The following is a 24,137-nucleotide window of genomic DNA, read 5'->3' as shown; positions in this document are numbered from 1 at the left end:
CTAATAACAATTAATAACCGCTGTTTTGCTTCAAGTTAGGGTTTCCGTCAACATCGGCCTGAGGTAATGCGGGCAGGATCGCATCTTCTGTGAAAGCAACTGTTGCACCTGTAGCAGGCTTCAGGATATCCATTCCTAAACGCTTCAGGTCAAAGAATCTGTGGCCTTCAAACGCGAACTCTACTCTGCGCTGCAGGAGAATCTCATTTTTCAAGTCCTGACCAAGTGCAAGTGAAGCCTCTAATCCTCTGCTGGTTCTGATCTTGTTAACGTCTAGCAAAGCGTTTACATCACCCAGGTCAGAATTCGCGTAAGCTTCAGCTCTGTTCAAATACATCTCCGCGATACGGATCACCGGAATGTTATCTACGTTGATGAACCCGCTTTTTCCTAAGAACTTGGTAGTCTCTACATAAGGAGCACCTCTACCCGCAGTTCCTAATTCAAACAGTAGGTTTCTCACATCGGAAGAACGAGCTGTGATGGCTGCATTAGCAGTACCGTTACCGGTTACTGTAATACCTAAAGCAGATAAAAGCGATGAAGAAGGAACAAGGTCACCGAATCCGCCGGTCTGGCTACGGTTTCCTCTCTGAACCAAAGTAGTGAAAGCAGTCTGCAAAGACTCGTTCACCCCGTTGCTTTCTGCTTGAGCAGAAAACTGGACTTCAAAGATGGATTCTGGATGCACAGCACCACCCCAGGCAGCAACATAGTTTCCGGCATTGGTCAAAGAAGCACCTCTGGCATCAATCACCGCGGTAGACATCTCAATTACCTTAGGATAATCCTTTCTGTATAAGGCTACCCGTGAGTACAATGCTTGTACCGCAACTTTAGAAGCTCTACCTGGTGTAGAAAAAGCACCACCAGCAGTACCGTATTTGGCAATGGCATCATCCAAATCAGCGTAGATGGCAGTGTACACATCCTCAATAGCTGGTCTGGTTGGTTTGAATTCCAACGCCGCTGCCGGAGTTTTGAAGGCAGTAGTAACAACAGGAACCCCTCCTCTGTTTTTAGCATCAACCACCGCTCCTGGAATGTAAGCATAAGCTCTTACCAAGTCAAAGTGATACAATGCTCTTAAAAACTTCAGCTCAGCTATATAACCGTTCTTCAGATCTTCTGTAACGGTAGCTCCTTGCAAGGTTGGGATAGCATCCAGAATGTAGTTAATTCTGGCAATAGCGTTGTAAGAAGTAGTCCAGTGGGTAAAATGGTTGGCTGCTCCTCTAATGTTTGCAGCTTCGTTTACCAAGCGGCCAGACTTACCAGTGGCTACACCATTGTCAGCCAATGCTTCTGGCAAAGTAATCAATCTATTACCGTACTCAGTTAGGCCTTTCAATGGGACGTAAACACCTGTAATAGCAGCTTCTACGTTTTCTCTTGTGGTAAGCGCGCTATTGGCGTCGATTGCTGTTTCTGGATTGATTTCAATCAACTCATCGCAAGAGATGGTAGAGAAAGAAATACACGCCGCAAGAGCAATCGTATTTATTTTATATAAAAAACTCTTTTTCATTTGAAGAAATATTAGAATCCTAATTGAACACCAACGGTGACGTTTTTACCATTAGGGATGATCCCTAAAGCGGTAGAATAAAACTCTGGATCGTACCCAGGGAAATCTGTGTAAGTGTACAGGTTTGTACCTTGTACATATACTCTTCCGCTTGTTAAGAATCTAACTCTTGAGATCAGACTTTCAGATAGGTTATAGCCAAACTGAACATTTTTCAATCTGATATAATCTGTTTTCACGTAGTTGCGAGAAGAAGCAGTAACGTGGTTGTTTCCTTGAGCCTCAGCTCCATTCACGAATGGTCTTGGCACATCCGTGATTTGGCCAGGAGTGGTCCATCTGCGATCGAAAAGCTCTTGCAAACCATTGAAGGCTCTGTTACCATTCTCCATTAAGAACGCATATTGCTGATCAAGTTCTTTTCTTCCGTATTGGTACTGGAATAAGAAAGTGAAGTCAAATCCTTTGTAAGAGAAGGTGTTTTCTACACCGCCTGTGTGCTTAGGACGAGTAGTACCAATGTTTCTTCTGTCTGTTGACGCATTCAAGGCATAAGTAATGTTACCGTTACCATCATACCACATTGGTCTACCAGTTGCTGGGTTTACACCAGCGTACTCATATGACCAGATAGTTCCGATATCTTCACCAACCCGGATACCAGGTCTACCAGGTAAAACTTCATTACCACCGTATAATCTGGTTACCTCATTTTCAATATAAGTGTAGTTGAGGTTTGTTCTCCACTGGAACCCGCCTAGATCAAGGTTTACTGTGTTCAGTTCAACCTCCAAACCTCTCTGCTCCATAGCACCTACGTTTGTCCATACGCTGGTGAAACCAGTGGTAGACTGAAGTGGCTGCTCAAACAAAAGGTCATCGTTCTCTTCAATGAAGGCACCCAAAGTACCAGTCACTCTGTTTTTCAGGAAGGCGAAGTCAATACCCATGTCCAACATGGTACGTACTTCCCACTTCAGGTCTTCGTTAGCAAGGCCAGTAAGGGCAATGCCTGGAGCACTGCGGTAGATACCGGCAGTTCCATAAAGCGGACGGGCCAAGAAGTTATCAATACCGTCACGACCGTTTTTACCCCAGCTAGCTCTCAGCTTCAAAGAGTTGATCCACTCTGCATCTTTCAGGAAGTTTTCCTCAGAGATGTTCCACGCCGCGGCAACACCTGGGAATACACCCCAACGGTTGTTGATACCGAAACGAGAAGAACCGTTATAAGAAATCACCCCTCTTAATGAGTACTTACCATTGAACAGGTAGTTCACTGAACCAAACACGGCATTTCTCTTGTAGCCAGTGAAGCCTGAGCTTAAGCTTACTGGGTTAGCAGCTGCACTCAAAAGTCTGAACTCTGGCGAAGGGAAACCTGTACCGCTAGATGACATGTTTCTGCGTTGCTCGTTTCTCCACTCAAAACCAGCCTGGGCATCAACCTTGTGGATTTCGTTGAAGGTTTTAGTGAAGTTCAATAACTGCACTGTCTGGAAGTTAGTGTTCCAATCTGCCGCAGCAAAACCGTAACCTCTTACGTTGAAACCATCAGCAGTTCTTGGGTCATAATAGAAGTCAGACTGGATGTTGCTGTAGTCTAAGCTATAAGATGAGCGGAAAGACAAACCAGGAACAATCTTGTAAACAGCAGCAATAGAACCAATTACGGAATTAGTTCTCTGCGTACCGCCAGACCACTCGTTTACTGCCAATACGTTTTGGTTCAAGATACCGGCAAACACCTGGCCGCTTCCTGTTAAACCATAGTAAGTACCGTTTTCATTTCTGAATGGGTTACTAGGCAGGATCAAGCTACCCGCAAAAGTAGGGCTACCAATGGTTGAACCGCTGGTTACGTAAGGGGCAGTCTGATGGAATGAGCTTAAGTTCAGTCTGGTTTCAAAGCTCAATTTATCTGAAGCATTGTGGTCTAAGTTAAGACGCAGGGTTCCTCTTCTAAAGTCAGCAGCGGTTACGATAGCCTCTACTTCATTATAACCACCAGAGATGAAGAAAGATGTTTTGTCGTTTCCACCGCTAGCTGAAATCTCGTAGTTATTTACTTTACCACGCTGGAACAACTCACTCTGCCAATCATAAGTAGGCAATGACGCTAATTGGTTATCAGTTGCCGTTGTAGGCAAGCCTACCTCTGCTAGCGTGTTAGTTCTGGCTGCAGCTGGAGTGCTTCCAGAGTTAACCCTTGCTTCATATCTCATCTGGTAGTACTCCTGAGTATTTAGCACGTCGTATTTTCTAAGTGCCTCAGAGAAACCAGTGTAGTAGTTAGCAGTGAATTTGGTTTTACCGGCTTTCCCTCTTTTGGTAGTGATGATAACCACTCCGTTAGCCGCCTGTGAACCATAAACAGCAGCAGTTGCCGCATCTTTAATTACCTCAATTGACTCAATGTCATTTGTGTTGATAGAAGCTAGTGGGTTAGTCTCAGTATAAGATACCCGGCCCCCACCGGTACTCACCTGCACACCATCAACAATATAAAGAGGTTGCGTGCTCGCGTTCACAGAACCAATCCCCCGGATCTGTACGTTCACGGCACCACCTGGCAACCCGTTGTTTGACTGCACAATCACACCCGCAGCTCTTCCTTGCAAGGCTTTGTCTAAAGATGGGATCGGCTGATTTTGGATAGAAGCACCGCTTACCTGAGCAATGGCTCCTGTTACTTCGCGCTTCTCCTGCACGCCGTAACCAGTTACCACGATCTCAGAGATTTGGCGGGCATCTGTTGCTAAGCGAACATTCACGGTAGACTGGCTACCAATGGCCACTTCCTGGTTTGTGTACCCGATGAAAGTGAAAACAAGTGTTCCGCCTGCATTAGGCACCCCGATTGAGTAATTTCCATTTACATCCGTTGGAGCGGCTGTACTGGAACCCTTGAGTTGAACTGTCACACCAGGCATTCCCTCTCCTGTTTGTGCGTCAGTCACTCGTCCTGTTACAGTTCTGGATTGAGCCCATGCTTGAGTTACAAGCATCAGCAACAAAGCAAAACTGAAGAGTAAAGCTTTCTTCATGTGTTTTGTGGTTTGTTTGTAGAGATTATAATTGATTGATAACCAAATTTAACCGCAAAAGATATATTAACAAACTCTTAACATAATTTTTCCTTAAAATTCGCAAACCCTTTCTGACCTGATTCGTAAAATCATGCTCAAAAAAGCATAAGAATTATTCAATATTTAAAAAAGATTCTTTTTCAAGCCTTTCACTTTAATAAAGTACTAACAACAATTAGTTTTATTTAAAGAATACACAATCAAGCATACAATTCCTTATCCTTTTCATTCTAAGAAACTTTTTCAACTTGTCAGGCCTGAGCAGCTTAGTTCGCATGCAAGACAAGCAAGGGAAAGAAAAGCAGGGAAGACAGCGCTAGATTTTGCATAGCCTTCAAGAATAATTCAATAGTTCCAAAAAGAGGTTCTAAGCTTTCAGAACTCCTTTAGAATTGCATTCTGCACAATCCACAACTGAAACAAAAGCCTACAACACATTGAACAACTACTACTTACAAATAAGTAGCAGTAACACCGCTATGGATTATGGTTCAGTAAAAACACGTAATACCCTAACAAGGCAGCCTTTTATAACCTCTACCACCTTTCTGTTGTGCAGTTTAGGCAGGGGAAAAGGTCAAAGACTCACCTTTTACAGATGGAAAGCCCGTTTTGAAGGGCTCAAAAACAAAAGGCCCATAAACAGGAAAGCCTCCTTCAAAAATATGAAGGAGGCTTTCCTGTTTATGTTAGCACCGATTAATTGAAACCTATGCCAATGCCTGCGGTTGCCGTTGGGTATTTGGCCAGGGTATACTCTCCATATAAAGAGAAGACCAATAACTTTAGACGCAGACCTGCGGTAAGGCCCCACTGGCTGTCCTTCATATTTAACAGGACAGGATCAGTGATGTCTTCAACATACTTGCTGTAAGGGGGCGTTGAACGGTAAGCGGCAATAGGGTATTTGCCTTCCACATTCAAATCTGTTTCAACATTGCTGTAACGCACGCCTGCGTATCCGGTAAGGACACTGAACGTCTTAGACGCAACCAAGCTTCCTGTCCAGGCTTTGGTGTTCAACCGTACTGCCTGTCCGTCATAATAAGAAGCCTGCTGTTGCTGAGAAGTGGCATACGGACGGTCTTCATCGGCTAACTCCACATTGATTCCGGTGTACGAGCTTTTCAAGTTGGTGTACCCACCAAACACGGTGATGTCAAAACCAGGAATCATGCTGATGACCGGAATCCATTGTTTGATGCCATGTTTAACGCCAAAGCCCAGGAGGTTGCCCTCAAAGTCATCGTGCTTCACTTTGGGCGAGTATCTTACCGCAATCTCGGTGTCCTTGATAAGACCCAGGCTTACCTGCGCCATTGGAACAGGCAAGAAGCTGTAGCCAGAACCCTGGGGGGCATTGATGGTTGCCACCTTTTCCTGCTGCTTGGTTAAGGGGTTAGTAACATAAAGCGTAAGTTCAGGCCCTTCTTCGTCTTTCCCGAAAATGGTGGGCGTAATCGTTGATTTGGTGTTGTCATACTTTACCTGGGAGCTTAACCCAAGCTTGGCAATATCAAAAGATTTGTCCTCATCAGGGGCGATGGCGGCCGTGGCAAAAACCCGCACGTCAAAGCGGCCCAGTTTCATGGCTTTTCCAGAGTTGAACCATCCGCCGTTTAACCCGTGACCAAAAGCCTTGCTGGCGGGTTCGGTATACGCTCGCAGCAGTTTCGCGGCATCGGCTTGGCCTGTTCTTACAAATTCCCCTATTTCCTTCTGCGCCTTAGCTTCTGGCGCCGCCAGAAATACACCAAGGGCTGGCAATGCCCAGAAAGAGATCTTTAGCAGTGATTTCTTCATTCTACCCGTATTTATAAATCAGTCTTTTACTTCTATATCTAATACAATCTTCAAGCAATCTGCCTGCGAACTTCACTATAATAGAGCAACTTTCAAATACCTCCTTTTCAGATTACTTATATTTAAGTAGCCGTTTATAGCCTCCTATTCAGAAATAGGATCTTAAACAGAAGCTCAGGAGAAAGTGTCGTAGGCAAACTTGAGGATGATCCCGGAAACGACCACCAGAAACAACTTCCGGACAAACCCCGATCCTTGGGTAAGCGCAATGCGGGTACCCACCATAGAACCTACAACGCTACTGATAGCCATGGGAATACCTATATGGTACAGAATATAGCCCTTATAGCCGAAATAAAGCAGCGCCGACAGGTTGGTCGCCACATTCACCACCTTGGCCGACGCCGAGGAGGTCAGAAAGTTGAACCCGAAAACACCCACGAAGATGAACATGAGAAAGGAACCGGTCCCGGGCCCGAAAAATCCGTCATAGAAGCCGATTACCAAACCCACACCCACTCCGTACCAGATTTCCTTTGAAGGGGCTAATCGTGGTGCGTGAATCGCCCCAAAGTCTTTCCGGAAGAAAGTGTACACGGCTACCGAGATCAGCAGGACCAAGATAAGGGGGCGCAGCAGGTCGGCATCAAAATGGCTGAGTGCCCGGGCTCCCAAGAACGAAAACACAAAAGCGGTGATGGCTGCGGGCAACAAAGCCCGCCAGTTGATCTCCACGTTTCTGGCGTAGCGCCACATAGACACCGATGTGCCCGCAATGCTGGAAAGCTTGCCGGTCCCAAACACCGTAGGCACCGGTACATGGGGCAAAAAAACAAAAAGGGCCGGCAACTGGATAAGCCCACCACCACCTACTACAGAATCAATCAGGCCCGCCAGAAAGGCAAAAAGGCACAGGTACAGAATATCCAACATGGAAGACGCAAGCCGGCTTTGCGGCTAATGAAACTACAAATATTCTGAAAATGTGCGGGTTAATCAAACCCCCAAAGCGGGAAGAAAGGATTTAGGCCTATTTACCTAAAAACGCCTTAAAAACGGCCACCCACCACCGTGGTTTGCTTTAAGACTTCTTTTTGGCCCTGCACGTTAAAAAGCTCTACCAGCACGACATAGTACCCGATGGCAGCTTTAGACCCGGTATCCGTCAGGCCGTCCCACTGCAGCACGCTTTCGGCCCCTAGCAGGGTATTGGCAGAAAGCTTGCGCACGTATCTGCCATGCGCGTCAAAAATAGTGACCGAGGCCACGAAACCAGCCTGCGGTAACTTAAACAGCAGAAGCAACGCATCATCCACGCCGTCTCCGTCTGGTGTGATGGTTTTAGGCTGCAGCGTCAGTTTTTCACTCGAAGCCATCATGGCCCTGCTCTGGGAATTCTCGTACCCCGGCGTGGCTTTCACGTCGGTAGCCGCTGAGTAGAAATTTGCTGCCGTTGATGGTCCAGTTAGGGAGATACGCTCCAGAGAAATTCCTTCCGGATCAGAGATCAGCCTAAAATGTTGGCTGCTTTGGTAGCTCACTTCATCCATGATCGTCTCATCAGGCAAAAGTAAGACCACCGTACCAGCCTCATCTGGGTAAGACGGCAGGGAAGAAACCTCCAAGAGCCGTTCTTCGTGGCCACTTGGATACTCGCTTTTCAAGGCAGATGGACTGGAAGTCAGCACCAGGTATTCACCGGGGGCTAGCAACAGGTGTTCACCGCTAATTGCCCGGACATTTGCGACTACCCCATTCGCCCGGTTGGCTATTTTCCAATTCCGTAGATCAAGGTACTTGGCAGAGGCGTTCACTATTTCCACAAAGTCCACTCCGGAGGGCCTGGGATTGAACAGGATTTCATTGATCACGACATCCCCTTTCTGTGGGGTAGCTGGCAGCACCAACGATTGCTGCTGCGGCGCAGATTTGTTGCCAGCACAATCAGCAAGTTCCTGCACCGAGACCGTATATCGCACGTTTTCCCGCAAAGGGGTGGTAAGCGTTAACTCCACTTCAGTTAGAGAAGGCAGCACCCGCACCTGCTGGATCACAATTCCGGAGGATATAGTGTAGCGGTTTCCTTGGGCGGCCTCCAAGCTATCCAAAGGTTCCTGAAAGGAAAGCAGCACCTTATCGGCAGCGTTTGCCACCACTTGCTGCAGGAGGGGTGGCATTTGGTCTACCTCCCGTACCGAGTTGGCTTGGCCCGGGGTTCCGCCTTTGGGGTCAACGGAGGCTTTCCACTGTGAGGCTCCGGCACACCTACTATTCACATCCAGTAACTCCAGGCTCCAGCCTCCCTCCTTTTTAGCACCATCACGGTACCAATTGGACGTATACCGGACCATGTCCAGCAACGCCCCATTTGCATCATAAATCTCGACGGCATCTCCGCTGTCATTAAGCGAAGGAAAGATGGAGAGTCCTACTACAGGACCGTACGAACGGTAAAGGACCGTGTCTGCCGCTGCACACAGAATCAGGTAAGCCCCGGGGCGCAACAAATAACTGGGCAATGTGCCCGTGGCTGCGGTGGCATCTGAGTACTGCCAACCCTGCAGGTCAAAGGTTTTGTCACTCCTATTATATAGCTCAATAAATTCTGCCGCCGGCAAGTCTTGCGAAGGATTGATATCGGCGTAGATCTCGGTGATTCGGATGTCACCTGGCTGGGCTACTGGGCTGTAGGCATAAGTCCCCGTTAGGTTCTGGGTGACGTTGCCATTCTGATCCGTGACTCGCAGCACGTTGATCTGGTTTGTGCCGGTTCTAAAATCTTGATTGAATTGCAAGATCACTACTTGCGGGGCACCAGCTTGCCACGTGGCCGCAACCGGAGGCAGGTTTCCGTTAAGTTGATAATTAGCTATGTTTTGGGCGTCAGTTTCAGAAATCGGCTTAGAAAACGTTAGCTCTACTTCTTTAGGGCCTGTAGCCGCTGCCTTCACTAAGCTTATGCCTCCAATTTCTTTGACCGTGAAATCATCAAAGAAAAGCCTTTGGGCATTGGCTTGGGAGTACCTAAATAGAATTCCAGCGTAAGCGGAGGCGGTATACCGGGCATCGTGCCCCGTTCCTTGCACCTGGTAGTTTTGCCTTGTGCCCGTAACATCCAACTCAAGGCTCCAGTCATGGGTTGCCGAGCGGGTGACGCGCACCCATACTTTATTATCAGTAGAGGCGATGGTTTTGTCTGGCCCGTCAATGACCTTAGTGGCATTGTTGGAATCCCTCCGGAACAGGCTCACTTCATCCTCGGTGCCGCCCACGCGCACAAAGTAGCCTTGCAGGGCACCTTTTAGGTCAGGCAAATCGGAAACAAGATACACCTCCGCTAAGTTACCAGAGGAAGTCGCGAAGCCTAATTGCAGGTAGAACTCCCACTGGGCCGCCACAGCCAAGCGGTTAGGGGTTGACAAATGAAGGGAAGTTCCGGTAACGGCAGGGCCTTGGCTTTGCAGTTGGCCCGCGCTATTGACCTGAAAAGAAGCGACATCACCTGCCCAAACAGGGTCTTGGGTGAAGTCTCCGTCAGTAAAAGACTCCTGAATTTGGGCCTGCAGCACCTGTAAAACAGCTAACCATAGAACAAATACAAGAAAGAATTGCCTCATGATTAGCCTGTACTTTAATTATCGTGAAAAGTTGGCTTACTTTGCAAGCGGTAGGTGTGTTTTCTGCCTGATTCTCAGAAAACAAGTGAAAAGCGCCCCTACCTTAGTTTCCGGAGAAAGCTACCCCACCCGTTCCTCTCCGGTCATCGTTTTTACATCATTTTACAACCTTTACATGAAAGTAGCTGTAGTAGGCGCCACCGGCCTAGTGGGTGGCGAAATGCTGAAGGTCCTGGCGGAGCGTAACTTCCCAGTTGACGAATTGTTGTTAGTAGCCTCTGAGAAATCGGTGGGCCAGAAGATGGAATTCCGGGGCAAGGAATACACCGTGATCGGAATGGAGGAAGCCATTGCGCAGAAACCCCAGATCGCGATTTTCTCTGCCGGCGGAAGCGTGAGCAAAGAGATGGCTCCTAAGTTTGCCGAAGCCGGTACTACCGTAGTAGACAATTCTTCTGCCTGGCGCATGGACCCAACCAAGAAACTGGTGGTGCCGGAAATCAATGCCTCTGAGCTTACCCCTGAAGATAAAATTATAGCTAACCCTAACTGCTCTACCATTCAGATGGTGGTAGCTTTGAATAACCTGCACAAGGCTCTTAAAGCCAAACGCATTGTGGTGAGCACGTACCAGTCTGTGACCGGCACCGGCAAGAAAGCCGTTGATCAGTTAATGAATGAGCGCGCCGGAAAAGAGGGCGAGAAAGCCTATGCCTACCCGATTGACCTGAACGTGATCCCGCACATTGATGTTTTCACTGAGAACGGCTACACCAAGGAGGAGATGAAGATGGTGAACGAGACCAAGAAGATCATGGGCGATGACTCCATCAGGGTAACGGCTACCACCGTGCGCATCCCGGTTATTGGCGGTCACTCAGAGTCTGTCAACGTGGAGTTTGAGAACGACTTCACCCTGGAAGAAGTGTACCGTTTGCTGCAGGAAACCCCGGGCGTAGTAGTGGTAGATGATGTGGCTAACCTGAAGTACCCAATGCCAAAGGACGCCCACGGGAAAGACGAGGTACTGGTAGGACGCATCCGCCGCGATGAAACCCAAGACAAAACCATCAACATGTGGATTGTAGCTGACAACTTACGCAAAGGCGCGGCCACCAACGCCGTACAGATTGCCGAATATTTAGTTGAACACAAACTAGTGTAATCCTATTTAAAGGATACTATATAATAAGGAAGGCCCCTCCGTTGAGGGGCCTTCCTTATTATATAGTTGGTAAAAACATTCAGCGTTACTTTCCATTTCTCCAGACCACCTTCAATCCTTCTACTTCTCTAAAGAAGTCAGGGCAGGTTTCATCTCCGCCGTAGCACAGCAGATTTCCGTCACAGTCATACACAGAGCTGATGGAATTGATGTAAGGCTCACAATTCCCTAGCACAAAAACTGTCCTGCCTTTCCAATGGCCGGCCTGCACATACTGGCAGTATTCAGATTTCTTCAACTGCTGGACTTTGGCCTTCAGCCAGCCTATCTCCTGCACAGGATTTGCCACCATGCAGGTCTTATACACCGCCTCCTCCTCACAGGAGGTAAAAGCCAGAAGGCAGAGCAAGCAGAAGGCGTACAAGGTTTTCATTTGAACTGGGCTTTCTTGGTAGATACCCTAAGGGCTTGAAAGGTTGCTTCACCCTTATCTCTTTTCTTTCAACCTCTACAATTCAGTTTCACTTAGAATCAAGAAAAGCTTCCTAACGCTCGTTATTTCAGGGAGATACTTATTACGTCTTTGATGTAAATACATAAAATGTTGAAAAATATTTTTTTAACATTTCCTTAACATTTGCTCAAGGATACCGCCCTGCAACTTATAAGTTTTATTAAAATTTTATTTTTAATATATAAAACTTTCAAAGTACTTGGTTTCATTGGCTTTCAGGAATTTAAACCCAAAGCTCCTTGCCAGTTTCACATCTTGGTTGGTGATTCTTTACAATTATATTTAAGGATCAAACCTAATTCCAAACTAACCAACAACCACATGATGAAATCTTTACTATTCAGCTTCGTGCTGATGCTGACACTTGCCGGGCAGGTGTGGGCACAAGAACGAACGGTGACAGGGCGGGTGACTGACGCAGCGACAGGCGAGACAATGCCTGGCGTGACGGTGCAACTAAAAGGCACTAGCACCGCTACACCAACGGATGTCAACGGAGCCTACTCCATTGCTGTCCCTGCTACAGGAGGATCGCTGATCTTCACTTTTATTGGGTATTCAAACCAAGAAGTAGCCATCGGATCACAATCTTCTATCAACGTACGCCTTACTAGTGATGCACGCGCCATCAGCGAGGTAGTGGTAACAGGCTATGGGGTACAGCAATCACGGCAAGAATTTACCGGGGCAGCCTCCACCGTCACCGGGAGCGAAATCCAGGACCGTCCTGTACAGAGCTTTGGACAGGCCCTGACAGGGAAAGCCTCTGGGGTGAACATCATCCAGCCAAACGGTTTATTGAACAACCCTCCTATTATCCGGGTTCGTGGCATCAACTCTATCTCATTGAGTTCTTTTCCACTGATCGTATTAGATGGTATTCCAATTTCAAGTGACGAGATTGGTGATAACAGTGCGGCTAACAACGTATTGTCTACCATCAACCCCTCAGACATTGAGTCTATTGATATCTTGAAAGACGCTGCTTCAACGTCTATCTACGGTTCAAGAGCCGCAAACGGGGTATTGGTGATTACCACGAAAAAAGGCAAAAAAGGAAGCGTTAGAGTGAACTATGATGGATGGGTAGGAGTAAACCAGGCCACTAGATTGCCAGACTTGCTAAATGCCCAGCAATACATTGACCATAAGAACAGTGCTTTAAGAAATACTGCTACACCAAGCGCGCCGGGTTTCTTCCCTTCTACCAACCCAGATGGCTCCATGGTTGATACCGATTGGTTAGACCTTATCTACCGTAGAGCGGTTTCTCACAACCACGCCTTGTCTGTTTCTGGCGGTACTGACAAAACCACGTATTACTTCTCTACCGGCTACTCAGACCAGGAAGGATTCATAAAGAAAAACGAATTCCAGCGGAAATCTGCCCGGTTAAACCTAACCCAGAAAGTAACCGACTGGTTTAGCCTAACTGGAAACATCAACTATACCAACGGGTTTAACCAAGCTCCTAACAGCGGCTCACTTCCTGGCGCAGGGTTCTCTGTGGCTGGTCTGGGACGTATCGGGTTTGTATTAGCACCAAACGTTTCTCCTTACAACGCAGATGGAAGTTATAACCTAAACGGAAATGCCTTGGGCAATGGTGCAAACATCAGCCCCTATGTGCAAACCTATTATAACCCAATGGTGCTCTTAGACAGAGACCTTCAAACTTCTGAAACCAACAGAATGGTGGCCAACATTGGAGGTAATTTCACAATCTTCAAAGGCTTAACCTTCAAAACCACTTACTCTTATGACTTAAGCAACACTGAGAGTAAACTGTTTTACAACCCTATCAATGGTGACGGCTTCAACCAAGGCGGTCTAGCTACCAACTCCAACTACAGAAGAGAAAACTGGAACTGGATCAACACCTTGCAGTACCAGACTTCCATTGCTGACAAACATAACATCTCTGTACTGGTAGGTTCAGATGCTCAGCAACAAGATGACAATTACTGGTGGGCAACCCGGCAGGGCCTTTCAGTTGCTACCTTAAATGACTTCCAAGCTTCTTATGGTACCAACACCGCCGGCGGAGGTATTGGCAAAAGGGTGTATGAAGCGTATCTGACCAGCGTTTCTTATAACTACGCCAATAAGTACTTCTTCAGCGCCAACTACAGAAGAGATGGAAACTCTGCTCTTGCCAACAGAGTACGTTGGGGTGACTTTGGTGGTGCGTCTGTGGGCTGGGCCGTGGCAGAGGAGGAATTCTTCAAGAACTCTAACATCGCCAACACCATCTCTAACCTTAAATTTAAAGGTAGCTGGGGCCGGGTTGGTAATGGTAACCTAAACTCTGACTATGCTCCTTATACGCTTTACTCACCTGGCTTATATGCCGCAGCACCAAGTTTGCAGTTCACGCAGGCAGGCAATGAGGAGTTAGCTTGGGAAACCAGTAAACAAACCAACATTGGCGTTGAAGTAGGAGTATTGAACAACAGAGTTAGCCTGGAGGTAAACTACTACAAAAACGATATCGACGGTTTAATTTTGGGAGTGCCACAGGCTCCTTCTAAAGGTATCCCGGGCAACTCTATCTTGCAGAACGTAGGCTCTATGTACAACAAGGGCTGGGAATTCACCTTGAATGCAACTCCTGTAGAGTCTGGCAAATTCAAGTGGAATACGAACTTCAACTTCACCTTAAACAAAAACGAAGTAACCTCCCTGGTTGATGAAACTACGCCTATCATAGGCTTAACCAGCGATACAGAAACCACTAACATCACCAGAGTCGGTCAACCAGTAGGTAGCCTTTATGTAGTAAAAACAGGTGGTGTGAACCCTGAGAATGGCCGTAGAATCTTCATCAACAGAGAAGGCCGCGAGGTACAATACTCCCACGGAGCCGCTATTCCATGGACGTACCTTGATGGAACCCGCGCCCCTGCCGTTTCTGGCGCTGATGCCCAACTTGCCGGCAATACCCTGCCTAAATGGTACGGTGGCTTCACCAACAACTTCTCTTATGGCAATTTTGACCTGAGTGTATTGCTTACTTACTCTGGTGGAAACTACATCTACAACGGAACCCAAGCTGGTTTGAGAGATCAGCGCATCTGGAACAACTCAACCGATGTGTTGAGAGCCTGGACCCCAGAAAACCCTAACACCGACATTCCTCGTGCGGTTTATGGTGATAACGTTTCCAACGGTTCTTCTTTCCCAATTGATGCCAACGTACAGAAAGGTGACTTCCTTCGTCTGCAGAATGCCGTGTTAGGTTACAGATTACCTACTGCCCTGTTCGGGAAAACCGGTATCAGCTCTTTGAGAGTGTATGCCCAGGTTGACAACGCGTTCTTGATCACAGACTACAAGGGTTCTGACCCAGAAATTTCCACCAATGGTTCGTCTAACATTGCTCCAGGGGTTGAACGTAACTCAGTGCCACAAGGCAGAATGTTCACTTTTGGTGTTAACCTAGGCTTCTAATTAATTCGCTATCTAGAAATGAAAATATTCAATTCAAACCCAAGCAAGAAATACCTAATCAGGCTTGCGCTTTTCAGCATGCCTTTAGCTTCTGTCCTGTCCTCTTGCGGAGACGATTTCCTGGATGCAGTACCCGAGACCTCTGTTTTTGAAGGAAGTAACTTTGATACTCCGGCTCTGGTGGTGGCGCAGGTAAACGGTCTGTACGCCACCCTGAAACATGCCCGTATCTTAGGCGGCCGCTATCAGATTTACAATGACGTACGCACCGAGGAATTTGTGAACCGTACCTCCAACGGGGTGACCGCTTTACCGGTATACAACTTCACCGTGGGGGCCGATGACTCTTACATCGCAGATTTGTGGTCTAGAGGGTACTCGGCCATCAACCGCGCCAATATCTTCTTAGAAGGCCTGGCAGCAAACACAGACAAGGTGGCGGCGGCTGATGCTACCGCCTACGCAGCAGAAGCAAAGTTTGTGAGAGCACTGGCTTACTTCTCTATGGTGCAGATGTTCGCGAAGCCTTACGTGGCAGACAACGGGGCCTCTCCCGGCCTACCGCTCAGACTTCAGGCCGAAACCTCCAGCGCCAACAACGCTTTGAAAAGAAGCACCGTTGCTGAGGTATATGCCCAAATTCTGAAAGACTTGAATGAGGCGGAAGCAGGTTTGCCAGGCGCATTCGCGAACGCTACGCTAAACACCACCCGTGCCCACAAAAGCACAGCTATCGCCCTGAAAAGCCGGGTGTATTTAGCCATGGGCCGTTACACCGATGTGATAACTGAGGCAAACAAGATTGTATCTGCTACTGCTCCGTTCACGGCGCCCGCCACTATTGGCGGAGCTGCTTCGGTGGCGCATCAGCTGCAACCAAACATTGCAACCGTATTCACTAACTTCATCACCACGGAATCCATCTTATCGGCACCTTTCACCGACACGGATGCTCCTGGTACCCAGAACCAGTTAGGTTACTACTACAATGCTGGGAACGTTGAGTATTATTTAAATGCCACCACCGGTATTTACGCCAATCCTCAGTTCAGAGCAACTGATGCCCGTAAAACGGCATTGACGGCAACATATAACATTGGTAGCACGGCAGCTCCAAACAATGTGCCCATCTTAACCAAATGGTCTGCAGTTTCTCCTTACACCAGCTGGGTACCTCTTATCCGCTACTCAGAGGTGTTGCTGAACCTGGCAGAGGCCGAAGCCAGAGTGGGAGATCAAACCCGTGCCTTAGCCTTGCTTTTAGCGGTACACCACCGTTCAGACCCTACCTGGGTGTATGTTCCAACCAGCCAAGAAGACCTTATCAACACCATCTTAACCGAGAGAAGAATTGAGTTACTAGGCGAAGGTTTCCGGTCAAATGACATCTACAGAACCGGTCAGCCTATCATGTCAAGAGGGGCTGGTTCTGCCACCGCATTGGGCACCATTCAACCAACCGACACCCGGTACATCATTCCAATTCCAACCACAGAGGTGCTGACGAACCCAGCCCTATAAGCTAACAATCCTCTCCCCTTGTTGAAAAAGCAAGGGGAGACTAAGTCAAAAAGAAAGGGAGCCCACGTTGTGGGCTCCCTTTCTTTTTGACTTAGTTTTTTTGAAATAGTTCTTAAACGCTTACTTGTTTACAAGTCTATTATTGATACTGGATGTACATTGGTTTAGGCGAAAGGGCCAATACTTCTTTAGGCGTGTAAAGCTTAGAGCCCTTCTTCTTGGTGTCATTGTAATAGAAGATCTTGAAACCGGTGTACTGAACGGGCTCTTTCTTGATGTACGCCAGATAAGTGCTTTTCTTCAACACTCTGTCGCCCCAGCCATCCATGTGCATGACAAACTGCACATTGGGCCGCAGCTTAATGTTCTTGTAATTGGTCACCATGCGTTGCGTGAAACGGTGCACCACCAGAATCTTTGGCGGCAAGTTATACTTTACGGCAATATCGTTCAAGAATTGGGTAGCATAGTTGATTTCACTTGCATCCAGGGTACCTATTTTGCGGCCCGGGATGGCTCCGTTCTTCATCGCGAACTCTGGGTCAATGCCCAAATGCACCTGTGGCAATTTCAGCCATTGCTCCAAACGTGGTAATTCAGCTTCCACGGTGCTGCGTCCAATCTGAATGTCAAGGAACACAATGGCGTTTCTTCTGGCAGCCCAGGCAATGACAGTATCAGCCAGGTGATCGCTCATGCGCAGGCGGTAAGTACCGCCTTTTCCGGGAGCACCTTGGGCGGTCACAAACACCAGGTGAAGGGCCGGCTGCACCGGAATACTAGGGTCTGCCGCTTGCCACGATTTTACTTCGCCGTCAAGTCTAGCCAGCATTTGATCCCGGGGAATCTCGCCCAAAATACCCATCCGTTTAGAGAGCGGATTTCCATAATAAGCCACAATCCGTTTATGGGGCAGAATGGCCCCTGGCTTGTTGGCAGCTTCATCTTTTACCACAAACTCTGCCGGGCCGGTTGCCGTGGTAGAATCTCCGGCAGCGGTAGAATCCTTAGCAGGCGTAGCAGAAACTTTCTTGGCGCTATCGGCGGTAGCGGCGGCACTGTGACTAGGTGCAGCCGAAGCGGCCTGTGCTCCGTTTCCTTCTTTTTTTGTTCCTTCAGAATTACAGGCGGTAAACAACCCTAAACCCAGCGCGCACAGTAGCTGCAGGCGGGTAGCTTTCCTCATCATTTTTAAGTTCATGTACTTCTAACTAGATTGATCAATTGCGCGGTTTCCCACTTTACGGACTGGAAGATACTCTTTTTCATTTGCTTCTCCGCAGAGAAAAATCGGGGACATTCAATTCGAACCCTGTGCCGCTTGCCAAGAAGGGGAAAATGCTGCTTTGCGGCTCTACAGTATCGCGGGAGAATGCGCCAGTGACCTACTATACAGAACCATACGCCTAGATGTTAGCCTCTTCCAACTTTTCACAAAGATTAACTCCCACTTACTTGCCTTTCTTTTTTACGTATACAGTACCTTTATCGGAATTTAAGCGCTCCCTACCATGGAAAAAATAAACCGTGTCTTGTTGATTGACGACGACGATATTACCAATTACATGAACAAGCGCGTGCTCAACAAAGCCGAGATCGCGCAGCAGATTGATGTGGTAACTGATGGACAGGCAGCCTTGACATACCTTAGCGGACCAGAGCACCTGGAGGCAGAATTCCCTCTGGATTTGATTCTGGTGGATATTAAAATGTCGGTGATGGATGGGTTTGACTTCTTGGAACGTTACCAGCACCTGGCCCCTGAACAGAAGGCGAAAAAGCTGTTTGCCTTGTCTTCCTCGGCCAGCTTCTATGACCTGCACCGCCTAAAGGAGTTCCCAGATGTGGATGGCCACTTGTCTAAACCGCTTACCCAAGCCGATGCCCTTCACTTGATCAAGGAACATTTTGGGGCCTCAGAGGGTAGTTCTGCTTCCTCTTCGGAGGATTTATAGCCTTTCAGCCCAACGGCTGAGTTCAGTTATCCAAAAAAGAAGCTTCCGCTTTAAGCCCGTTTTCAGTAAAACAGGTTCAAAGCGGAAGCTTTTAGTTTAAGGGAGCACAAGCTTATTCTCTGCCTCGGCGCTCAGGGGCTTTCAAGGTAAACTCCTGCGAGGTTTTGTTTCCGTTGGCTTCAACTTCCACCACGTATTTACCTGGGCGCAGGTACAGTTGCTCATTGGCGGATTTGGTCACTTTTACCGGATCACCACTCTTGCGGCCTTCGTTCAACGCTTGCTCGTAGGCAGCCGAGTTGGCAGGTTCTAAGGTTAGGTCATACGCTACGTAGTTCAGGCCGCGTTCGCTTTGGTCTTTCAATTCTTTCAGTACTTGGCCTTTGTCGGTTTTCACGCGCACGGCGGCAGTGCCAGCCGCATTCACGAAGTAAGGGATGGTTAACGATGGGGTCATAGGCTCGTTCCAAGCCCCGAACTTCTGCCCCCAACGCTCAGAGTATTGCGGCGGGGTGATCTGGAAGACATGAACTCCCTTCTGCTGAACAGCTGGCGTGAGTTGCTGCAAATGCGTCACGTTACCGATGTAGATGGAGCGGCCGTGCGTGCCTACTACCAAGTCATTCTCTCTGGGGTGGATGGCCAAATCATGTACCGCCACTGAGGGCAATACATCACCGCCCATCGCCTGGAAGGTCTGGCCTTTGTCAAAGGACACATAAAGTCCGTTGTCAGAACCTACGTACAGCACGTTAGTATTCTTGGGATCTTCCCGCACTACGTTTAGCGGCTCTTTTGGCAAATCTTTGCCTATTTGCTTCCAGGTTTTTCCGTAGTCGTTGGACACAAACAGGTAAGGATTGAAGTCATCCCAACGGTAACCATTCAAAGTCGCGTAAATCGTTCCTTCGTTTTCTGCCGAGGCAGCTAGGCCACTGATCCACATATCTTGCGGAAGCTTATCGGATATCTTCGTCCAGGTGTAGCCACCGTCACGGCTGATGTGGATGAGGCCATCGTCTGAACCAGTGTACAGCAAGCCAAACTTCTTAGGAGATTCTTCTATAGTGGTCAAGGTGCCGTAGCCTACATCGCCTTTGCGGCCGCCTTTGGTCAAATCACCAGAAAGCGCTTCCATGTTCTCGCCTTTGTTCAATGAGCGGTGGAATTTGTTAGACCCGAAGTACAGCACATCCTGGTTATGGCGCGACAGTAAAATCGGGCTTTCCCAGTTAAAGCGGAGCGGACGTTCGCCCAATTGGTGTTTAGGCTGAATGGACAAACGCTGTCCGGTGGCTTTGTTCAGGCGGTAATAAGCGCCGTACTGCGAGCCGGTGTAAACAGTGTTATTGTCGCGGTAGTCTACCTGCACCATCATGCCATCGCCCCCGCCTAAGCGCTGGTAGGGGTAACGGCCGTTATCGGTCCAGGCGGAACTTGCCTGGTAGGTGCTAGGGCCGCCCCACACGCCGTTGTCCTGCAATCCGCCGTACACGTTGTAAGGCTGCGCCATATCAACGGTCACAGAGTAGAACTGCCCTACCGCCGGAGAATTGGCCTTGAACCAGGATTTCCCATCGTCGTACGTGATGTTGATGCCGCCGTCGTTGCCATTCACTAAGTGCCCAGGACGCGTAGGGCTCACCCATAGGTCCTGATGGTCTGAGTGCACATTGTCGCCTCCAATCTCACGCCAGGTTTTGCCCGCATCTTCAGATTTCAGCAACGGCACGCCCAAGATGTAGACGTGGTTCGCGTTCAACGGCGACACTCGGATCACTCCGAAGTAATAGCCGTAGGTATAATACAGGTCATCAATGTAGCCCTCGTGCGTTTTCTTCCAGGTTTTACCAGCATCGTCTGAGCGGTAGACCTGCGCACCCGTTACCGGCGTCTCAATCATCATGGAGTTGGCATCCACCAGAAAATCTGATAACGCCACTGGTCTGATTTTATCAGTGCTCACCATTTCCTTCACCGTTTTGGCCGTGTACTGGCGCGGGAAGTTGTTTTCTTCCAGGAAGGTATTGATAGCGGCATCGTCCATCTTCAGGAAATCTTCTTTGGAGAAATCCTTGAATTGCTCTTTGCGCAGCTTGTTGCCCGTAGCCACCGCAGGTTTCACGTCCTTTCGGAGGTCCTGGTTATCCACGCTGGCGTAGATGATGTTGGGGTTCTGCGGGAAAATGCTCAGGCCAATCCGCCCGATACCTTCCGTAGCCGGGAAGCCGCTGGTACCGCCCGTGATGCGTTGCCAGGTATTTCCGCCATCAGTGCTTTTGAAAACGCCGGAGGTGCTGCCACTCTCCACAAAGTTCCAGGCGCGGCGCTCGCGGTGCCACATGCTGGTATATAGAACATTGGGGTTGGACGGGTCAATGACCAAGTCGACGGCTCCGGTGTTGTCATCGCCGCCTTTCAAAACGTGCTTCCAGGTATTACCACCATCGGTGGTTTTGTAAACGCCGCGTTCTGGGTTAGGCGAATACAAGTGACCCAAAGCCGCTACCCAGGCTGTGTTAGGGTCTGTAGGGTGCTGGATGATACGCCCAATGTGGTGCGACTCTGGCAAGCCTTTGTACTGCCAGGTTTTGCCGCCATCGGTGCTTTTGTAGATACCCACGCCCGAATAAGAAGAGCGGCTGGAGTTGGCCTCGCCGGTTCCCAGATAAATGGTGTTAGTTTTCCAGTCAACGCTGATATCCCCGATGGTAATCACAGTCTCATTGCTGAAAAGCGGCTCAAAGGAGATGCCGTTGTTGGTGGTGTGCCACAATCCGCCGGAGGCGTAGGCCACGTAAAAATTGGTGGGGTCTGTCGGGTTTACGTCTACATCTACCACGCGCCCACTCATCACAGTTGGTCCCACGTTGCGGAACGGCAGGTTACTCACTAACGAGTTTTTCTGCAGTTGTAGCCGTTGCTGATACCCTTCCATCCGGGATTTGGAGGAAGTGGCCGCGGGCTGTTTGTCTTTGTTTTTCTGGGCCACTGCCGGAAGGCTCAAAAGCCCTATCAGCATGAGTGGATACAAGGGTTTGCGTAGCATAAAGAGCAGAGAAAGTAGGTTTGTTCGCGTTAGGAATAGGTTTTAAAATCTGAAAATAGCGTAAAAACGGGAGTTACGGAAACGCCCTGTTGGTTTTGTCTCTCTCTTGCCCTGAAAACCGATTTACACCAAAACAGAAGCGCCGCTTTGAGGCTGCTTTCTAAAAAACAACCTCTAAACGGCGCTAAAAACCAGGTAACTATTTCAGCGGATTAGAACGAATTGGCAGCCCGGTATTTCTGGGCATCGGCGGGGTACAGGGTCTCGGCAAACTTGAGCAAAGCCTGTCGCGTGAGTGCTGTATTCTCAAACATACCCATGTGGCCCACATGCCCCAGAAAGTAGGTCATGCTGTTCTCGGGCAAGTGGCATTGCTGCAAAGTAGCTTCTACAGGTACCGCCGGGTCTTCTTTGCCTGCAATGAAGAACACCGGAATTGCCGTGGTTTTCAGTACCTCCGTTCTGTCAGGGCGGTCGCGCATGGCTTGCAGGCAGCCCAGAACGGTTTCCTGAGGGGTGGCTTTGCCGATGGCCTGCATCTTCTCGATGGCGTCTGTACAGGAAATCCGATTGCTTTCGGCGAACAGAGGGGCTACAAACGTGTCCATGAACTTGTCAATGCCGTGTTTCTGCACAAAGTCGGCGGTTTTGTCCCGGGTTTCCTTTTTCTCTTCAGAATCAGGCAAGGCGCTGGAGTGGAACAGGCAAAGGCCGTAGAGCAACTCAGGAAACAACTCAGCCAGGGCCATGCCCACGTAACCACCCATGGAGTGCCCCACTAGCAGGCATTTTTCTATCTGCAGTGTTTGTAAGGTTTCCTGCACTTGTCGGGCCTGGTTTTCCATGGAAAAATCCTTAGTCCCGGGGCTTTCGCCGTGGCCGGGCAGATCTACTGTGATAATTCGGAACTGGTGCTGCAGCGGCTTGGTGAAATCGGTCCAGAGCTCTTTGCTTTCGCAGAATCCATGTAGGAAAACAATGGCGGGGCCGGAGCCGATTTCAGTATAGGCAAGGGTGGTATTGGTCATGGTTCAGGAACGTTTAAGACCTGTTTTACGGAAAGGATGGCAAAAGAAGTGTTCTTTTAGTGGATACAGCCAATGTACATCTCTGTTTTTACCACGAAGGCTCCACGCGCAGCACTTTTCAATACCTGCAAGGCAGAATCTGCACTGGTTTTCTTCTCATAGATTCCTGAGACCAAGGCAATGGTTTTATTTCCGGCCTTCTTCTGATACAAATCCAGGTACTCCAGGCTTAGGTTTGCCTCCGGATTCCTTCTCGGGTAGTAATCCCCGGCAAACAAATCGTCCTCGTCATTCTCAGGCAAAACAATCATGTTTTTCTTGGTGTCAAAATACCGCCCCATGGTATCAATTGGTAATGGCAAGGCTTGGGACAATGCTATCATCTTTTCCCGCAGGGGGTAATAAGACTTTCCGGTATCCGCAATGGTGACGTAGTAAGTAGCATATTCTTCATAATCACCTTTTTCTCCTTTTACAAATTCACTCTCCGGCTCTGGCGCGCTGTTATTGGTTCCAACAGCAGAAGTAGTTACCACTGTTGTACTTACCTTAGAACTTGATGCTTCTGCGGTTTTCTTTTGAATCACTACTGGGTCATCTTGCACAGCTTTAGACCCACAAGAAAACAAGCAAAGACAAAATGAGAGCAAGACTAGATTTTTCATAGACAGAGCGTTCTGCAGGGAAGATAGCAAATTTGGATAAATAAAAACTCACTATGGTTTTCTCCAAAGTGAGCATATTAGTTGAAGAGGAATTTGATAAAGTAGATTTACTCCCGTGCCTTGTAGAAGCTTTCAATGTCCGGCCAGAGCTTTGGTTTTCTTCTTGATATTGTTCACCGACATAAGCACCGTAATGGCCACAATGAAAGGTGCTTTCTTGTAAAATTGAAAGTGGGTTATCAACTCTGAAAAGCCTACTTCTTCTCCAGTCAGCAGCTTTTTAGCAGGCACGTACAGATCAATCACCAGGTAAATAGCCAAGGTTAGAAGCAAGGACAAAAGGCAAATTTTAAGCTTCTCTTTTAAGGGCAAGGTGGGTTCAGGCATGGAAGACAGGTTCTTTGGCTTAAAGGTAAGGATTTGTTTCTTGGTGGTTCTGCCCCATTAGTTGCACGGCAAGATTCAAGGTTACTTTATTGCCCCCCTTTGAAAGGGGTAAGGGGGATGATTCTCCTGCTGATCATGGCGTTCCCGTCATTTTAGGAGCAATTCCTTGTGGTTGCCTTTGCTCTGTGGCGAAACCTTTTGGGTTCTTCAAATTGCTTTATCATCCCCCTACCCCCCTTCAAAGGGGGACTTGTTCTGATTGCCCGATATAAGATTGAAACTGCTGCTCTCCGTTTTGAGGCTGTTTTCCTTAAATTCAGCCCAGAAACAAAAAGACCTCACAGGTTTCGGAAACCTGTGAGGTCT

15 protein-coding genes are annotated in these 24,137 nt (G+C 48.4%); 4 read left to right on the top strand and 11 right to left on the bottom strand.

All coding sequences use genetic code 11. The annotated features are described in order from the left end of the window. Positions 1-10: 10 nt before the first annotated feature. The 5 genes from ACW9SV_RS14640 to ACW9SV_RS14620 all read right to left on the bottom strand — a co-directional run bounded on the left by ACW9SV_RS14640 (position 11) and on the right by ACW9SV_RS14620 (position 10,037). On the bottom strand, positions 11-1,528 hold the full coding sequence (locus ACW9SV_RS14640; RefSeq protein ID WP_479557519.1) for a RagB/SusD family nutrient uptake outer membrane protein: 1,518 nt from the start codon (positions 1,526-1,528) through the stop codon (positions 11-13). Positions 1,529-1,539: 11 nt separating this feature from the next. After that, positions 1,540-4,575 (bottom strand): SusC/RagA family TonB-linked outer membrane protein, encoded by a 3,036-nt coding sequence (locus ACW9SV_RS14635; protein ID WP_479557518.1) that lies wholly within the window; start codon positions 4,573-4,575, stop codon positions 1,540-1,542. Between the two features lie 741 nt (positions 4,576-5,316). Continuing rightward, positions 5,317-6,420 carry a DUF6588 family protein gene (locus ACW9SV_RS14630; protein WP_479557517.1) on the bottom strand — a complete coding sequence of 368 codons (1,104 nt, stop codon included), beginning with the start codon at positions 6,418-6,420 and terminating at the stop codon, positions 5,317-5,319. A gap of 174 nt (positions 6,421-6,594) precedes the next feature. Next, positions 6,595-7,353: a sulfite exporter TauE/SafE family protein gene (locus tag ACW9SV_RS14625; RefSeq protein ID WP_479557516.1), complete on the bottom strand. Its 759-nt coding sequence runs from the start codon at positions 7,351-7,353 to the stop codon at positions 6,595-6,597. A 116-nt stretch (positions 7,354-7,469) separates the two neighbouring features. Next, on the bottom strand, positions 7,470-10,037 hold the full coding sequence (locus tag ACW9SV_RS14620) for a lamin tail domain-containing protein (protein ID WP_479557515.1): 2,568 nt from the start codon (positions 10,035-10,037) through the stop codon (positions 7,470-7,472). Between the two features lie 175 nt (positions 10,038-10,212). On the opposite strand from ACW9SV_RS14620, the gene ACW9SV_RS14615 reads away from it, so the two are divergent. Beyond that, positions 10,213-11,202 carry an aspartate-semialdehyde dehydrogenase gene (locus ACW9SV_RS14615; RefSeq protein WP_479557514.1) on the top strand — a complete coding sequence of 330 codons (990 nt, stop codon included), beginning with the start codon at positions 10,213-10,215 and terminating at the stop codon, positions 11,200-11,202. 85 nt (positions 11,203-11,287) lie between these two features. On the opposite strand, the gene ACW9SV_RS14610 is transcribed toward ACW9SV_RS14615, so the two are convergent. Then, entirely contained in the window at positions 11,288-11,635 is a 348-nt protein-coding gene (locus tag ACW9SV_RS14610) for a DUF6970 domain-containing protein (RefSeq protein WP_479557513.1), read from the bottom strand. Between the two features lie 402 nt (positions 11,636-12,037). On the opposite strand from ACW9SV_RS14610, the gene ACW9SV_RS14605 reads away from it, so the two are divergent. Both ACW9SV_RS14605 and ACW9SV_RS14600 read left to right on the top strand, forming a co-directional pair. Continuing rightward, the gene (locus tag ACW9SV_RS14605; RefSeq protein ID WP_479557512.1) at positions 12,038-15,166 is read left to right on the top strand and encodes a SusC/RagA family TonB-linked outer membrane protein; all 3,129 of its coding nucleotides are present in this window, start codon (positions 12,038-12,040) and stop codon (positions 15,164-15,166) included. A 78-nt stretch (positions 15,167-15,244) separates the two neighbouring features. After that, on the top strand, positions 15,245-16,687 hold the full coding sequence (locus ACW9SV_RS14600; RefSeq protein WP_479557511.1) for a RagB/SusD family nutrient uptake outer membrane protein: 1,443 nt from the start codon (positions 15,245-15,247) through the stop codon (positions 16,685-16,687). Between the two features lie 139 nt (positions 16,688-16,826). On the opposite strand, the gene ACW9SV_RS14595 is transcribed toward ACW9SV_RS14600, so the two are convergent. Continuing rightward, positions 16,827-17,876 carry a hypothetical protein gene (locus ACW9SV_RS14595; protein ID WP_479557510.1) on the bottom strand — a complete coding sequence of 350 codons (1,050 nt, stop codon included), beginning with the start codon at positions 17,874-17,876 and terminating at the stop codon, positions 16,827-16,829. Positions 17,877-18,198: 322 nt separating this feature from the next. Between ACW9SV_RS14595 and ACW9SV_RS14590 the strand changes: the two genes are divergently transcribed. Continuing rightward, positions 18,199-18,642 (top strand): response regulator, encoded by a 444-nt coding sequence (locus tag ACW9SV_RS14590; protein WP_479557509.1) that lies wholly within the window; start codon positions 18,199-18,201, stop codon positions 18,640-18,642. A gap of 112 nt (positions 18,643-18,754) precedes the next feature. Here ACW9SV_RS14590 and ACW9SV_RS14585 read toward each other — a convergent pair whose 3' ends face one another. The 4 genes from ACW9SV_RS14585 to ACW9SV_RS14570 all read right to left on the bottom strand — a co-directional run bounded on the left by ACW9SV_RS14585 (position 18,755) and on the right by ACW9SV_RS14570 (position 23,771). Then, entirely contained in the window at positions 18,755-21,664 is a 2,910-nt protein-coding gene (locus ACW9SV_RS14585) for a WD40/YVTN/BNR-like repeat-containing protein (RefSeq protein ID WP_479557508.1), read from the bottom strand. A gap of 239 nt (positions 21,665-21,903) precedes the next feature. Next, positions 21,904-22,719 (bottom strand): alpha/beta fold hydrolase, encoded by an 816-nt coding sequence (locus ACW9SV_RS14580; protein ID WP_479557507.1) that lies wholly within the window; start codon positions 22,717-22,719, stop codon positions 21,904-21,906. Between the two features lie 56 nt (positions 22,720-22,775). Beyond that, the gene (locus tag ACW9SV_RS14575) at positions 22,776-23,324 is read right to left on the bottom strand and encodes a hypothetical protein (protein ID WP_479557506.1); all 549 of its coding nucleotides are present in this window, start codon (positions 23,322-23,324) and stop codon (positions 22,776-22,778) included. Positions 23,325-23,516: 192 nt separating this feature from the next. Continuing rightward, a complete protein-coding gene (locus ACW9SV_RS14570; protein WP_479557505.1) occupies positions 23,517-23,771 on the bottom strand; it encodes a hypothetical protein in 255 nt (84 codons plus the stop codon). Positions 23,772-24,137 lie beyond the last annotated feature (366 nt).

It is taken from the genome of Rufibacter sp. JT20002 (assembly GCF_056491185.1).
The sequence above is the reverse complement of the archived record's forward strand: the minus strand, read 5'-3'. Positions and strand labels throughout refer to the sequence as shown.